This window comes from Betaproteobacteria bacterium, assembly GCA_016713305.1.
Classification (GTDB): domain Bacteria; phylum Pseudomonadota; class Gammaproteobacteria; order Burkholderiales.
Genome location: JADJPK010000004.1, coordinates 171626 through 185770 on the forward strand (window position 1 = coordinate 171626; position 14145 = coordinate 185770).

The 14145-nt window shown below is 67.7% G+C and carries 13 protein-coding genes; 3 read left to right on the forward strand and 10 right to left on the reverse strand.

The window, feature by feature from the left end; all coding sequences use genetic code 11:
- Positions 1-220: 220 nt before the first annotated feature.
- The 6 genes from IPK20_01410 to IPK20_01435 form a co-directional block, all read right to left on the reverse strand.
- Positions 221-721 (reverse strand): hypothetical protein, encoded by a 501-nt coding sequence (locus tag IPK20_01410; GenBank protein MBK8015473.1) that lies wholly within the window; start codon positions 719-721, stop codon positions 221-223.
- Positions 700-2427, reverse strand: coding sequence for a hypothetical protein (locus IPK20_01415; protein MBK8015474.1), 1728 nt, complete (start codon positions 2425-2427; stop codon positions 700-702). Before IPK20_01415 ends, IPK20_01410 begins: the two co-directional genes overlap by 22 nt.
- A 13-nt stretch (positions 2428-2440) precedes the next feature.
- The gene (locus IPK20_01420; protein MBK8015475.1) at positions 2441-4429 is read right to left on the reverse strand and encodes a hypothetical protein; all 1989 of its coding nucleotides are present in this window, start codon (positions 4427-4429) and stop codon (positions 2441-2443) included.
- 82 nt (positions 4430-4511) lie between these two features.
- Complete coding sequence (locus IPK20_01425; protein MBK8015476.1) at positions 4512-5039, reverse strand: SRPBCC family protein; 528 nt, start codon at positions 5037-5039, stop codon at positions 4512-4514.
- Positions 5040-5162: 123 nt separating this feature from the next.
- Positions 5163-5963 (reverse strand): SDR family oxidoreductase, encoded by an 801-nt coding sequence (locus IPK20_01430; GenBank protein ID MBK8015477.1) that lies wholly within the window; start codon positions 5961-5963, stop codon positions 5163-5165.
- A complete protein-coding gene (locus IPK20_01435) occupies positions 5953-6162 on the reverse strand; it encodes a hypothetical protein (GenBank protein MBK8015478.1) in 210 nt (69 codons plus the stop codon). Before IPK20_01435 ends, IPK20_01430 begins: the two co-directional genes overlap by 11 nt.
- Before the next feature lie 148 nt (positions 6163-6310).
- Between IPK20_01435 and IPK20_01440 the strand changes: the two genes are divergently transcribed.
- The 3 genes from IPK20_01440 to IPK20_01450 all read left to right on the forward strand — a co-directional run bounded on the left by IPK20_01440 (position 6311) and on the right by IPK20_01450 (position 9181).
- Positions 6311-6616, forward strand: coding sequence for a hypothetical protein (locus IPK20_01440; GenBank protein ID MBK8015479.1), 306 nt, complete (start codon positions 6311-6313; stop codon positions 6614-6616).
- Between the two features lie 306 nt (positions 6617-6922).
- Entirely contained in the window at positions 6923-7708 is a 786-nt protein-coding gene (locus IPK20_01445; protein ID MBK8015480.1) for a DNRLRE domain-containing protein, read from the forward strand.
- A 900-nt stretch (positions 7709-8608) separates the two neighbouring features.
- Complete coding sequence (locus IPK20_01450) at positions 8609-9181, forward strand: thioesterase (GenBank protein ID MBK8015481.1); 573 nt, start codon at positions 8609-8611, stop codon at positions 9179-9181.
- A gap of 20 nt (positions 9182-9201) precedes the next feature.
- On the opposite strand, the gene IPK20_01455 is transcribed toward IPK20_01450, so the two are convergent.
- From IPK20_01455 to IPK20_01470, 4 genes are all read right to left on the reverse strand, one after another.
- Positions 9202-9681 carry a TlpA family protein disulfide reductase gene (locus tag IPK20_01455; GenBank protein ID MBK8015482.1) on the reverse strand — a complete coding sequence of 160 codons (480 nt, stop codon included), beginning with the start codon at positions 9679-9681 and terminating at the stop codon, positions 9202-9204.
- Between the two features lie 153 nt (positions 9682-9834).
- A complete protein-coding gene (locus tag IPK20_01460) occupies positions 9835-12015 on the reverse strand; it encodes a TonB-dependent receptor (protein ID MBK8015483.1) in 2181 nt (726 codons plus the stop codon).
- A gap of 69 nt (positions 12016-12084) precedes the next feature.
- The gene (locus IPK20_01465) at positions 12085-12654 is read right to left on the reverse strand and encodes a DUF4340 domain-containing protein (protein ID MBK8015484.1); all 570 of its coding nucleotides are present in this window, start codon (positions 12652-12654) and stop codon (positions 12085-12087) included.
- Positions 12639-14144, reverse strand: coding sequence for a Gldg family protein (locus tag IPK20_01470; protein MBK8015485.1), 1506 nt, complete (start codon positions 14142-14144; stop codon positions 12639-12641). Before IPK20_01470 ends, IPK20_01465 begins: the two co-directional genes overlap by 16 nt.
- Position 14145: the final 1 nt, after the last annotated feature.

Consider the following 14145-nt stretch of genomic DNA (forward strand, 5'->3'; position numbering starts at 1 on the left):
GAGCACCGTCAGGCAAACGAGTGGTGAGGCTCTCTGTCTGTCCGTCCGCACGAGGCGGGAAAAGCCGACGAGCCATTCCAAGACGGGTCCGTCTTGTCGGCCAGACGGCTTCGATCATACGCCCCAACCCCGTTTGTTCAATGGCCGCAAAGGTTTTCTTGAAGGGCGTGCGAGCGGTCCGCGGGGGAAGTTGCGGTCCGCTCGAAGATGACGACCGGCCTCAGCGCGGCGGCTTTCGGTCTCCCCACCCCATCACCGCACGCTCGACAGGAGCCGAAACCACGTACGCGAACTTGGGTTCGGGAGATCCGTGATGGATGCGCCAGTAGTGGACCGTCTCCACGCCTTCGACGAAGACGCCGAGGTACTCGAGATCCCTCGCCTGCAGCGCACCCGGTTCCGACAGCAGCGCGCCGAACTCCCGGCGCAGATATCGGGGCAGCTCGCGCTCCTCGTCGTCGGAAAGCCCGGTCTTGCCGAACCACGGCGCCTCCTCCCGGACGGATTCGTCCTTCTTCATCTCGTCGAGCCGGGCCTGCATGCGCCGCTTGAACTCGGGACCGTTGACGTCGACGGTTCCGGCCGTGGCGCCGGGCGCAGCGGAAGACGTGTCCTGGGGCCTCTCGCTGCAGCCGAGAAGCGCAGCGGCCACGGCCAGGGTGACGATCCAGCGGCCGGGCCGGGCACCCGATGTGCAACTCACTCGGCGGGAGGCACGCATGCGTCGACCAGGTTCGAGATGCCGCCATACTGCCGCGCCAGCGCGGTGTCCAGGCTCTCCAGGTAGCTGGCGCCGAGCTTCATCAGGGCCAGCCGCTCGAGCTGGTCGGCGAGGCTCGCGTCCGCAGGGTTGCGGGCTCGCATCTCGTCCATGACCGCCTGCAGTCCCTCTTCGCCGTTCTGCCGCACGATGTCGCTGACCTTGTCCATGACCTTCCCCCACGCCATCTTGGCCGCCTTCTGTACCGCCCACTTCGCGGCCGCTTTCACGGGAAGATTGCCCCAGCGCTGCCCGGACTCGGCCGCCTGGCGGGGCGCCGAGTACGCGCCCGCGCCGACTTCCGGGGCGAGGCCGCTGGAACCGTGCGAGACGTTCATCACCATGTCGGTGACGTCTTCGATGCCCTCGAAGGCGGCGTCGACGATGACACCTCCGCCGGGGATGCCCAACGTGGTGGCGTCGCTGTCGATGTAGTTGTCCCCCATCGAGCGGAGCACGCCCAGCGCAATCTCCAGTTGCACTCGGGAGGTCATGCGCGCATCGGGCGCAACCACGGTGTGCCAGTTCCGCGCGGCCGCCCTGGCCTGAGGCGTCACGAAACCGAAGCGGTCGCGCAGCGGCTCGGCGCTGACCTGCTCGAGCGCGGCCGATGTCCTGTCCATGCGCGGCAGGAGCAGTCCTTCCAGGAACGCGGCGCTGGCGATGCCCTCCACGTCGAGCGCGAACACGTCCTTCAGCAACTCGTACTTGGCCTTGTCGTCCGTGCGCACGAACACCCCCGAATCCCCGAGGGCTGCAACACGAGTCTGATCCTGCAGGTGCGCCGTCTCGATCCGCTTGAGGGCGCGCCCCACGAAGATGTCCAGGCCCTTCATGATGGCGCGCTCCGCGGCGGGCTTCATGTGCCGCTCGAACAGGAGCATCTGCTGCTGCGCGACCTGTGCCTGCAACGCCTGTGCACCCTGCGCAAGCCGCGAAGCCACAGGATCCATGTGCTGGAAGAGGCAACGGCCGAGGGGATCCCGCTCGGCGATGGAGCGGAGTTCCGCCCAGGCGGCCGCCGGGGTCAGACTGGCCGCGCCCCCCTGCGAGAGCGCTTCGAGCTGGCGCGCCCGTGCCTGCGCCAGAGGTTCCATTGCCGCCGAGAACCGCTGGTGCATCACGCGGGGCATGGACGCCGAATCGCTGACGAGGCGCTGGATGTCGCCCTGGAACTGCCCCATCGCACCGCTCCTTTCGATGCAGCGGAACAACTCGTCCACGCGCAGGTCGCGCGCCGCGGTCAGGACCCGCTGCTCGCCAAGCGTTCGTGCGTGGTTGGCGCTCTGCTCGACTTCCCGGCGAGCGGCGGCCACGAGCCGCTGCGACTCCGCGCGCAGTTCCTCGGCCTCGCGCCCGGCGGCCGCGAGCCGCTCGTCCAGACCGCGTGCTCGCGCCTCGGCAGCGTCTTTCTGGCGGCGGAGATCGTCGGCCTGCGCGGCAAGCTTCGCGATCTCTTCGTTCTTGTCGTCGATGCGATCGTTCAGCCGCGCTTCGGCATCCCGCACCCGGCGGTCCGCGGTCTTGTTCACACAGTCGATGAAACCGTTCGGGTTGCCCGGTGGCCGGTAGCTGCAGCCGAGGACATCGAAGGCCGATGCCGTGGCAGGGAGCAGCGCAAACAGGGCGAGCGAAACAACTGACAGCTTGTGGGACCTCGTGCTCATGAAAGGCTCCGGATCATCGAGTGGGGAGGTTGGGACGCAGCCGGGCGGGATCGGTTGCACGACGTGCACGCTCCGGAGTCTCGCGGCGCATGGGGCGCTCGATCGTCGCCGCGACCACGTCGCTCCAGCGCGAACAGATGCGGCCCACGAACTCGCCTCCGGAGACCAGCGCCCGGACGCATTCGCGCAACTTCACGTTCCACGTGCCGGAGCGCGCGCCGCTGAGTTCGTGTTCGCCACGGCCCGCGGGCACGTCGAAGGTCTGCTGGGTTCCGCCGGTACTCAGGACATAGCTCACCTGATGAAAACCGTTCGCACGTGTTTCGCCGGACCAGCGCGCCCGCAGACGCTGAGTGAACAGGTTGTCGCGATTCACCACCTGCACGGCCACCGACGGCCGGGCGGTGCGCACCGCCTGCTGCTCCGCGACGCTCGTCACGCGCAGCGGCCCGGACCAGTGGGAGCACATCGCGGGCGTGCAGGTCCGCAGTGCGTAGTCCGTGGCTCGATCCGGACTGCTCACGGTGCTCGTGAGAAGGTTCCCGGCCCTGTCGATCTGCCAGCGTTCCGCGTGGTCACGATGGGGCAGCCTCGGCGGTGTGCCCAGGGAATCGGGCGTGACCATGGGAGGTGACACGGCAGGCCCTGTGGCGTCCGCGGGGGACACCGCACGGTGGGCGATCTGCACGAACGCCGCACGGGAATCGAACACCTTCCACGCCAGCCTCAACCCCTGCGCGTTGTGGACGGTGGCAGGATCCGGGCCGTTGACGTTCAACGACCAGACCGGGACGGCCGGTGGGCGAAGCACCTGCAGCGCGGGGGCCACGATTTCCGCCATCTCGATCTGGCCACGCGCGTTGGGATGCGCCGCACCCGTGCAGTCGCCCTGGTCGCGGATCGAATCCTTCACGAGATTGATCCAGCGATCCGTCGCGCAGAACCCATGGCCCTTGAAGCGCGCGGCAACGCCTTTCACGAAGAACCCGTACGCGCCTCCGCCCTCGTCCTGAATCATGCGCGCTCCGTCGGCCGCCTTCTGGTTGAGCCGCGGAACCACCACGTCGTTGGCCCAGCGCGCCTCTTCCCGGCTCACGCGGTCGAACAGATCGAAGGTAGGGCGCGACGGTCCGCCGCACACGCTGCCGTCGTCGTAGGTCATGGGCGACGGATACTCGGCCAGGAACACATTGGCAATCAGCGGCCTGCGGAACAGCGCCACATAGCGCCGGTTCACGCGTTCGATGGCGTCGGCCAGCCGCCGATAGCGGCGATCGAGTTCCTCCGCGCCAGCGTCTACGTCCGTGCTCGCCCCGGGAATCAGCGTGGGCATGTGCTGGCAGCCGGTCAGGAGCGGAGTGAACAGGCAGTGCTGGACGGTCGGGCCGAAGCCGACATCGTTGCCTCCGATGGTCATGACGACCCCGTCGAGCATGACTCCGCCGTAGGCCGTGCCCGGGCTTTCGCGTGCCAGCCGCTCCTCCTCGGTGCGCCGCACGTGGCGCTCCAGATCGCACAGCGCGCCGAATGCGATCTGCCGGCCGGACTCGTCCGTGAGACAGGTGCCGGGGTCTTCTCCCAACCCCCGATACGGCCGCTCGACCAGATCCGGGATCTCCGCCCCGCTGCATGCGAGCGATGTGAGCGAGACCGATTCGGGCACCTGTGCCCGCAGCCGGTCTGCCGCCAGGATCGGCCAGCTCCTCGCAGCACGATGACACGCGGTATCGGTGATCCTGGCCACACGGTCCGACCGCAGCCCCGCGTTGGCGTCCCAGCGCGCGGGCTGGTCGACGCGCGTCGGACTGCAGTTGGCGGCGTCGACCACGCTCGGGGCGTCATAGCCATCCGGCGCCCCCTCGCCGGAGGAGTAGGAGTCGCCGAGCGCCATGATCCGTATCAGGCGCTGCTGCGCGAAGGCGGGCTCGGAAATCTGCAGGACACCTATCGCCAACAACAGGATGCGCGCGGCTGCCGCCGCACCTCGAAGCATTCGTTGCATTCGTACGTCTCCCTGGCTTGGGAAGGTCGGGTCGATGCATGCGGTCCCGCGCATTCACAGGACCTTTCTTGCACGGATACGGCTACTTCTCCGCGATGCGCTTCAGCGTCGCAAGCCCCTGCTCGTATTTGTCCCCCACCATCTTGTCCATGCTGAAGAACAGGCCCATGAGCTTGGCCATGAACGAGTTCTGCCCGTACATCGCCTGCGTCACCTCGGTGGAATCGCCGCGCGGCACGAGCGTGAATTCGACGGTGTTGTGCGCCTCGAACGGCGTGATGAAATCGATCTTGATGACGACCTTGGACGGTGGCGTCGACTCCACGATCTCCATACGACCGTGCCCGACGTTCTTGTTCCCGTTCCATTCGTACACGGCCCCTCGTCCGCTCGGGGCCCCGCTGTAGGTGCGCTTGAGATCCGGATCGATCCCTTCCCACGGCGACCAGGCTTCCCACTGGTGGAAGTCTTCGATCAGCGGAAAGAGCTTTTCCGGGGGCGCCTTGATGCTGGCGGAACGCTGGACGCGAAAGGTGTCGGGGCGGGTGGCCGCGAAGACGAGAGCACCAAGGATCAGGAGAACAACGACAGCAGCGACGAGCTTGAACATGGCAGGCTCCTTCGAGTTCGTTGGACAGCGAGACAGGCTACCTCTTGCTCGGATTTTCCGGCCGGAGGATACCAGTGCCGTGCTCCAGCGAGCGCGACACGTCTCCTCGCGCTCCAGGCAGAATCAGTTTCCCGACTGAGGCACTCGACCCCGCAACGTGGGCAGGCCGACCCCGGCGGCGTCGAATCCGCCGTCGACGGACAGGTACTGGCCGTTGATGAAGCTCGCGTGACTGCTGCAGAGGTAACCCACCGCATCGGCGATCTCCTCCTCCGTCCCGTACCGGCCGAGCGGAATGGCGTCGTGGTAGTCCGCACGGATTGCCGCCGTGTGCACCAGCTTGGCCATCGCCGTATCCACCGGCCCCGGACACACCGCGTTCACCCGGATGCCGCAGTTGCCAAGCTCGACAGCAAGCTGCTTCGTAAAGTGGATGAGCGCCGCCTTGCTCGTGCCGTAGGCCAGCCGCAGGGTGCTCGCCCGCAATCCGGAGATCGAACCGATGTTGACGATCGCACCGCCGCGCTCCTGCGACATCAAGGCGCTGAAAGCCTGGCTGCACAGGAACACGCCATCGAGATTGGTCGCCATGACTTCGCGCCATTCGGCGAAGGTCGTCTGCTGGACAGGCTTGAAGATGGCGATTCCGGCGTTGTTGACCAGCGCATCCACGCGTCCGAACCGGGACGCGACCTGCCTCGCAGCGTCCGCCACCTGGCTTTCCATGGACACATCGCAATACACGGCAAGCAGATCATCCGGCTGACCGATCTCGGCCACGGACCGATCCAACCCCGCCGTGTCCCGATCGAGCAAGGCGACCCGGTACCCGTGGGCCAGGAACCACTTGCCAATGGCCAAGCCAATACCGCGAGCGCCACCGGTGACCACGGCCACGGGCTTTGCATTCGTATCAATCGACATCTGGACGTCCTGTTGTTGTGACGGGCGCTACTGGAGAAACGTCGCCCTGACCGAGGGGACGTATTGTGCGGCACTCCCGCGGGTCGCTGCGTTTCCCCGCCGCCATGCGCATCAGCTCGATGCACTGATCGACTTGCCGCACCAGCATCAGCCCGCCGTCGCTCGACAGGTCACCGCCCGAGGAATCCGCGTCGATCACCCCGACCTCCGAGCTTGCCGAAATCGATCCGACTGCCGGTACACGTCGGCATGGCGAAGCCTCCTCCCGAACATCTCGCAGATGCCTGGATTGCCTCAGGCTTTGGAGGTTTCGCCTCCCACCTCATGAAGTTTCCGGGCCAGGGACCTTGCCTGGCGCACCGCACATCGCCTACGGCATCGGCTGGAGCGGCAGTGGCGTCAACCCGAGCCGGATCGGCGGACGCATCCTGGCGGAACGCGCGCTGGAGCGCACCAGCCGTTGCAAGGACAACGCCCTGGTCAATCGAAGCGCGCCAGGTTTTCCGCAGGAACCACTGCGCTACTGGGGCGGTGGCCTCGTGCGGCGTTCGATGTTGAGGAAGGATCGCGCGGAAATCGCAGGGCGTTCGCCCTCCATCGTGGACCCATGGCTTGCTGGCCTCGCGCCGTCGGGGCTGGAAGACAAGGGATGATCCTGCCGCTGATGGCGACGGGAGGCGGAACTTGGGGCCCATGGCATGCGCCCGTTGTCATTTCCTTGGCCGGTAGCCCATCAGTGAAGCCACGCCTTGGAATGATGCATCGAAAGACCTCGGCAGTGCCGTCCCTGCACTGAGTCACACCGTTTGCCGAGAGGCGGGGATCCATCCGGTTGGCTGGTTGCTGCGTATTCGGAGTGGGGGCCGCGTGGCCCTCCATGACCGCATTCACTCGACGAAAGGAAAGCATCCATGAAAGCGACTTCGACTTGGCGCCCGGCAGTCCTGGCCGTTGCGGCGATGGCGTACCTGGGAAGCAGCCAGGCAGCCACGGTGGTTACCCTCCAACCCGACGAGGCCAGCAGCAAGGACGTCTTCGTCTACGAGTTTGGCGTGGCCGGTGTCTTCAACATTCCGGCGCCACGTGTCACCAACCTCGATACGGAGACGCTGTCGGCGCTGGTCCCTGCACCCACCGTACCGTTCGGCAATTTCCTCGGTGCCGGCGAAACCGATCCGTTCACCGGACCGGGCGGTGAGAACCGCGCGCACGGCATCCGCTCGCTGCTGCAGTTCGATCTCGGCTTGCTCGCGTTGACGCCTGCCCAGGTCGGCAGTGCGACCATCAACCTCTACGCGCTACCGGCGCTGGGCGCCTTCGAAAGCCCGACCGCGGCCAACCCCGTAACCACCGATCTGCGCCGGGTGACCGGCAACTGGAGTGAGACCACCGTGACCTGGGAGACGGCACCTGCGGTGGCCGCGCCGGTAGTCTCATCTGTGACGCAGGACAGCGTGAACCGCTGGGTGAGCTTCGACGCCACTGCGCTCGTGCGTGACTGGCTCGCCGACCCGGCGTCGAACAAGGGTGTCGAGTTGTCGCAGCGCGGCGTCGTGGAAATCGAGAAGCCGGGCGCCCGCGACCGCTACTTCGCGTCTTTGTACGCCTCGTCGAATGCCGCCGACGGCTGGCAGCGCCCGTACCTGTCGGTGACGGCGGTGCCCGAACCGTCGACCTATGCGCTGATGCTTGGCGGCATAGGTGCCGTGGGCTGGCTCTCGCGTCGCCGGAGGCCGGGCGCCTGAACGGCACTGTCACGGTGTGACGCAACGATCTCGCACGCTGCGGTCCTCATTGCCATGCGCGGGGTCGTTGCCCAGGCGGTGACGGCCCCGCCAGCGGCACATCTCAGGACGAGTCGTCGACCGTCTCCTCCGTCTCCACTTCCCGGTTCTCCTTCGAGCGGCACTTCTGGAAATACAGGCCGCCATCCAATGGGTGGCCTCCCCGCGGGGACGTGGCACTCATCGCAGGCGACTACCGACCCGCAGAAGGGCGGCCGTGGACAAACGCCATGCCTCGAAACGATCGATTGAAAGCCCTCGGGTGTGCATTCCAGGACGGCATCTGATCCTGGTGCATTGCCGACTTCACGCAGGCCGGGTGCATCCTCTCCACATCCGCTGCCGATGCACCCGTCTTGTTCTGCGTCGCGGGTCCCGCCGCATCGAGCACCCGGGCACCGCTGGACCGGCAAGCCAGGTCGTGGTCGACGAGCCCACGCTCGTGTTCCATCCCCGCGCGGTGCAGCGCGTGTCATGTGCCCCGGTGTCACTTCCTTGGCTTGTATCCCATGATGATCGAGGCAAGCGTCAGATGCACAAGGAGGTCCATCCGAGGCGCTGGGAACTTCTCGGGAGCGCCGCGACACCATGCTTCCCGCTCGGGACGGGGCGCTGCGCGCAGCTTGTCCAGGATCGCCTCGTTCTCGCGCTCGCTCCGGGCGGCGGGGCATCGCCCGCGGAATCCGCCTCGATCACCCCGACCTCCGGGCTTGCCGAAATCGATCCGGCTGCCGGTACACTTTGGCGTGGTGCAACCTCCTCCCAGTCATCCGAAGAATGCTTGGAAAGGGAGGTTTCTCCTCCTGCCGAGTTGAATTTCCGGGCTAGTATCGGGACGTGCCGGACCCAGGAGACGAATGCATGAAGAAGACGGACGCGCGCGAGGCGGCCTCGGAGTTGCGGCATGGGTGGCGCCTGGTCATGGCATCGCTCATCACGGTGTACGCACTGTCGCTGTGGCCGAGCGTGGCGCGGGCCGACAGCGCGGAGGAATTCGTCAGGCTGGGCGAACGGATCCACGGCGGTTTCGGCAGCTATGTGGCGCTGAACGTGCGCATCGGCCTCGATGCGCGAGAGCGCCTGCAGGCGAAGGGACGGCAGCTCGAAGTGACGCTCTTCGACGGGCCGACCAGTCCCTGCCCCTGCATCGCCGACGGACTGTTGTTGTCGACACTCGCCACACCGGGCCGCGGGACGCTGCGCGTGTCGATGCAGCCGGCCGGATACGGGCAGTTGGGCGTCGTCCTGGTGCGGGACCGGGAAAGCGAAGAGATACTCCGCTTCACCATTCCGGACACGTTGCGCGCCCGGCTCGACGAATGGAATCGCACCGATACGCCCCTGGCGCGCTATGAAGCCCTGATGAGCGCGCCGGCCGCGGAGCTCTACGTGGTCGAGACGCTCGGCGCGGACACCGCACCCCACGTGCACTGAACTCCTGCGCCGCTGCGGCATTACGGCGTCGTTCGGCGACCCGAGGTCGCGGCGTCTGTGCACGCTGCGATGGCCGTGGCCAGCCATGCCTCCGACACCTCTCCCGTATGCATTGCACAGGGCAGCCGCTCCGCAGTCAGCACCACGGTGTGAGGCAGCGCCCCGGTCCGGTTGCCGAAGCGTCGCAGGATCGAAAGCGGGTCGACGGGCCCGTTCAGCACGATGGGCGGCAGGGGCACCTCGCGCGCGAACGCTTCGGTGTCATTGCGTCCCTGCAAGGCCACGGCCACGACCCGCACATCGCTGCGTCCGTGGGACAGTGACCGCAGCGCCGGCAACTCGCGCCGGCACGGCGGGCAGTCGCTGCGCCAGAAATTGACGACGGTGACGCGGGGCGGGAGCGCCGACAGGCGAATCCACGCTCCGTCGAGGGAACCCAGTTCGAAATCGGCCCGATCCGGCCCCGCCTGCGCGCCGGGCGGGGCGGCCAGGATCGCCACGGCGAGTACGACCCTACGGAGACTCTGATCTATTCGCACGGTCGCGACGGTGTTGCTCGGCTGGCCCGTATTCCCGATACGGGCTGCACGTCGCGCCTTGCCGGCACCGCAGGGCGGCGGCAACGCGATCCGCGCGAATAGATCAGAGTCTCCCTAGAGGTCAAAGCGCGCACCCACATACAGGCGCCGGCCCACGTTCGGGCCCCAGATCTGGGTGTAGTCGGGATTGCCGGTGCGGTCCACCCACAGATAGTCCTCGCGATTCGTCTGCCGGTAGTCGAACAGATTGGTGACGCCGGCCAGGAGCGACAGGCGCGTGCCGACTGCATAGCGCGCGGTCACATCCAGGGTCCAGAACGACGGGCTGCGCGTCAGCTTCGGAGTGCCGTCCAAGTTGAAGCGGGGCGTGCTGTCGTAGTCATAGAAGCGGTCGAGCGCCATGGGACCGGTCCAGGTGGCACGCATCACCACCGTCCAGCCGTGCGCCTCATAGTCGGTACGCAGATGGATCCGGTTCCGCGGGCGGGCGAATACGAGCGGGCTCTTCGCGGCGCCCCCGGCGAACAGCGGGGTCGACGTGAAGCCGTAGTGGTAGTCCTCGAATCCCGCGGTCGCGTCGAGCGACGGCGTGACGCGCCAGGTGGCCGTGACGTCCCACCCGGCGATGCGGGTGTCGGCCGAGGCGCTGCCGAAGACCGTCACCGGCGTCACGCAGCCGGCACTGCCGGCCGTCACCAGCGTGCCACCGGCGGCGAGGCATCCGTCGGGATCGAGCAGGGCCATGTGGCGGATGCGGTTGTGGGTGAGCGAGAGCACGGCGGAGAACCGGTCGGTGGCATGACTGAGCGAGTAGCCGACATTGTCCGCCTGCTCGGCGCGCTCGACGAGACGCAGGACTCGCGTCGTGCGCAGGATGCCGTGGTCCTGTTCGAAGAACGAGGTTGGCGCGCGAAAGCCGCGCCCCACCGCCAGCCGGCTGGTCCAGGTGTCGTCGTGATGGTAGAGCAGTCCGACGCGCGGGCTCGCGATGCGGCCGAACACGTTGTGGCGGTCGACGCGAATCGAGGCGCTCATTTCCAGGCGCTCGGCGAAGGCACTGCGCTGCGCCTGGGCGAACAATGCCGGGACGCGGTAGACATAGTTGTCGATGCCGTCCACCGACAATGTGCCGCCAACGCGACCAAGGCTGCGCAGGTTCTCCTGTCGGTAGTCGACACCCGCGTCGAGCAGCGTGTCCCCCAGACGGCTCTGCAACTGCACGCCCGCATAGCTCTGCTGCTGGCGCGCATCGTACGTGTCGCCCTCGTAGAACGAATCCTGGCGATGCCTCGCGTGCCCCAGCGCAATGCGCAGGCGGCCGAGGGCGGTGCTGCGATCGCCGGTCACGAGGCTCTGGACCCTGCTGGTGTCGATGATCTCCGAGAAGCCCGCCCGTCCGCCGTCGTAGGGGATGATCGCCCCGGTGGACGGGTTCACCCAGCCGGACGCGACCGGTGAGCCGCCGCGGCCGCGGGAGAAGTCGAAGGGGTTTCCGGCCGTGTCGGCACGGATGCGGTCGTGGTCCGGCCCGAGCGCACCGCCGCCGCGCTTTTCGTCAATGACGTCCAGACGGCCGCGCACGCGAAATCCCCCGGCATCGTCGAGGAACACGCCGACGCCGCCGATGCGGCGGCGATAGCCGGTGTATTCGGAGATGCCGTTGCCATTGCCGTCGACGGCGTCGTGCTCGTTCAGGTTGCCCTGCACGGTGAACGCTCCGCCCGTGAAAGGTCGAGCCACGAACAGGTCGCCGCGTCGCTCCTCGTGGGTTCCGTTCTGCCACTGCAGCACGGCCTCGGCACCCGTCGGACGGCGGGTGACCAGGTTCACGGCGCCGCCGAGGGCCTCCGGTGACAACTGGCTCGCGCCCGCACCCCGGGCGATGTCGATGCGCTCGAGGCCGGCGATGCCGACGCTGTCGAGCCCATAGGCGTTGGAGAGCGAGGAGAACAGCGGCACACCGTCGATGGACAGCGTCGTGTAGCGCCCCGGAAGATTGTTCAGCACGACGTTGCGAACGTTGCAGATCGAGCATTCCACCTGCACCGACACGCCGGGTCGCCCCTCGACGGCCTGGAGCACGTTCGCGGCGTTCACGCGCGCCATGTCCCGGGCCGACACGGACTCGATCTTCACCACTTCGTTGCGCAGACCCCCGAGCGAGTCCACCTCGCGGCCGACGACGGTCACCGTGCCCGCCGTCACTGCGGCGGCATCGGACGCCGCGCGGCTCGCGAACGCAGCCAGCGACAGCAGCGCGCCCGCCGCTAGAACGGCAGTTCCCGGATGCCGCATTGTGCGTCGTCCGGACCCCGAGGAATCGAATCCCGCAGTCACGCGGCTGCCCGGCGACCCGCAGTTCGCCTAGCGCTTCACGGGCGGCGCGAGCCCGGCGACGGCCTCCCATTCTTCCCCAATGAAGCCCGAGTAGACGTACACGCTGCTGCTGTCGTTCACCCGCGCATAGCGCAGCATGCTTTGCGGATTGGGCTTCCCGAGCGCCAGGCGCATTCGCTCCGACGTTCCCTCGCGCAGGGAGATGACGGCCCGCGGCGGGTTCAGCCCGAACTCCGCCGCATCCCCGGCACCGAGTTCCGCCGCCGTGAGTTCGCGGATCGGCGGCGAGGTCCGCATGATCTTCACGGCCACGTCGAGCCGGTGCGAGGCCTCGGGTTCGAGCGCGAGGTTGCGGCCCTCTTCCAGCCAGCCGCCGCCGCGCCGCGCGAACCGCAGCTCCGCGCCGGGCAGCGTGACGACGACCCGGTCGATGGCCTCCGGTGCCACGCTGAGCAGCCCCTTGGACTCGGTCCGGATCAGGTGTCGATATTCGGGCCGTCCGCCATCGAGGGCCAGCCAGCAAAGGAACAGCAGTGCTCCGACCGGTGCGACGCGCCAGAAGACCGTGCGTGCCGACGCGCTCACCGACGCCGCCACCAGTTACGCACGCCGATCAGCGCCGCGCCCAGCGGCAGGGCCACGCCGACCAGCAGGAAGATCCACTGCATCTGGCTCTTGGTGAGCTGCACCACGGGCGCCACGGGAATGCGCGACCGGGCCGCCGGTGCGCGCTCCTCGCGCGCCAGCCAGCGCACGATCGACAGCACGAGATCGGCGTTCGCGACGCTCGGCAGGTACTTGTTGCTCGCGAAATCGCTGTCGCCCACGACGACGGCCCGGAACGGATGCGCGGCGTCACCACCGGGCCAGGTGCCTTCGGCGGCCGCGCCGAGCACGTGAGCCCGGCGTTCCCGGGTGCCCGCCGCCACGGTCTTCACGCCGTCCGCGTGGGCCTGCAGGTAGCTGTCCTGACTGCTCGTGAACAGGGGCGCCGTCGTGATCCCCTGGGCCGGCGGCACCAGTTCGAGCGGCCGAACCCCCGGGAAGAAGGACAGGGAGAGGCGGCGCGTGATCACATGGTTCTCGTAGGTCGGCACCGCGACGATCTCGAGGTCGGTCGCGTAGTGGCTCGTGGGATCGAGCACGGCGCGGGGGTCGAGGCGCACGCCCAGTTTCTCCACCAGGCCCGCGAGTGCCGGCTGGAGGTCGAAGCCCAGGTCGTACAGCAACAGCACCGAGCCGCCGTGCGCCAGATAGCGCTCGAAGCTCGCGATCTCCTCGGGCGTGTGCTCGCTGCGGGGGTTGGCGGACACGACCACGGAACACGGCTGCGGAATGCCCTCGCCCGTGGCGGGAAGGATCCGGCGTGTCTGGTAGCCCAGCGATTCCAGCGACTTGGCGGCGAGCAGGAGGCCGCGCGGAATCGTCACCGTGACCATCGATTCGGCGTCGCGATCGTTACTGCCGATACCGGTCTCGAAGTGTTCGCTGCGGGTGGGATTGACGATCCCCAGCTCCTTGTGGCCCTCGACGAAGCAGATGGTGACCGTCGCCTTGCGCAGCAACTTGAGGATGCCCACGGCGATCTCGTTCTCGTCGGTGCTCTGCACCAGCAGCCGGCGCCCGTCGACCTCGATCACTGCCGCGTTGTAGAGCCGCACGCCCTGGCTCTCGGCCAGACTCGGTTGCTTGTCCGGATCCACCGTGCGCACCTTCAGGCGGCTGTTGCGCTTGCCCATGAGCTGCACGATCTCCTTCACCCGGCCGCCGTTCTGGTCGCCGGCCTGGAAGAACCACGTGAGCTGCACGTCGCGGTCGATCTGGTCCGCCACCTCGAGCGCGCGCTGCGAGGGAGTGAACACGCGCTCCCGCGTCAGATCGATGTGCGTATCGCGGGAGACCAGCGCCGCGTTGGCCACGAACAGCACCGCGGCAGCCGCCACGATCGCGCCCACGGAGCGGAAGCGCGCGCCGCGGCCGGACGCGGCGGATTGCAGCGGCAGCCGCAGACCCGCGAGAAAGATGAGGGCCAGCGCCACAAACCAGCCCGCGAACCAGAGCAGATTGCCGGTATCGGTCGTCGTCATG

What these genes read in the sequence shown, in the direction of transcription:
- IPK20_01410 (MBK8015473.1), bottom strand. Translation starts at nt 721, where the DNA reads ATGCGTGCCTCCCGCCGAGTGAGTTGCACATCGGGTGCCCGGCCCGGC.
- IPK20_01415 (MBK8015474.1), bottom strand. Translation starts at nt 2,427, where the DNA reads ATGAGCACGAGGTCCCACAAGCTGTCAGTTGTTTCGCTCGCCCTGTTT.
- IPK20_01420 (MBK8015475.1), bottom strand. Translation starts at nt 4,429, where the DNA reads ATGCAACGAATGCTTCGAGGTGCGGCGGCAGCCGCGCGCATCCTGTTG.
- IPK20_01425 (MBK8015476.1), bottom strand. Translation starts at nt 5,039, where the DNA reads ATGTTCAAGCTCGTCGCTGCTGTCGTTGTTCTCCTGATCCTTGGTGCT.
- IPK20_01430 (MBK8015477.1), bottom strand. Translation starts at nt 5,963, where the DNA reads ATGTCGATTGATACGAATGCAAAGCCCGTGGCCGTGGTCACCGGTGGC.
- IPK20_01445 (MBK8015480.1), top strand. Translation starts at nt 6,923, where the DNA reads ATGGCGTACCTGGGAAGCAGCCAGGCAGCCACGGTGGTTACCCTCCAA.
- IPK20_01450 (MBK8015481.1), top strand. Translation starts at nt 8,609, where the DNA reads ATGAAGAAGACGGACGCGCGCGAGGCGGCCTCGGAGTTGCGGCATGGG.
- IPK20_01460 (MBK8015483.1), bottom strand. Translation starts at nt 12,015, where the DNA reads ATGCGGCATCCGGGAACTGCCGTTCTAGCGGCGGGCGCGCTGCTGTCG.
- IPK20_01470 (MBK8015485.1), bottom strand. Translation starts at nt 14,144, where the DNA reads ATGACGACGACCGATACCGGCAATCTGCTCTGGTTCGCGGGCTGGTTT.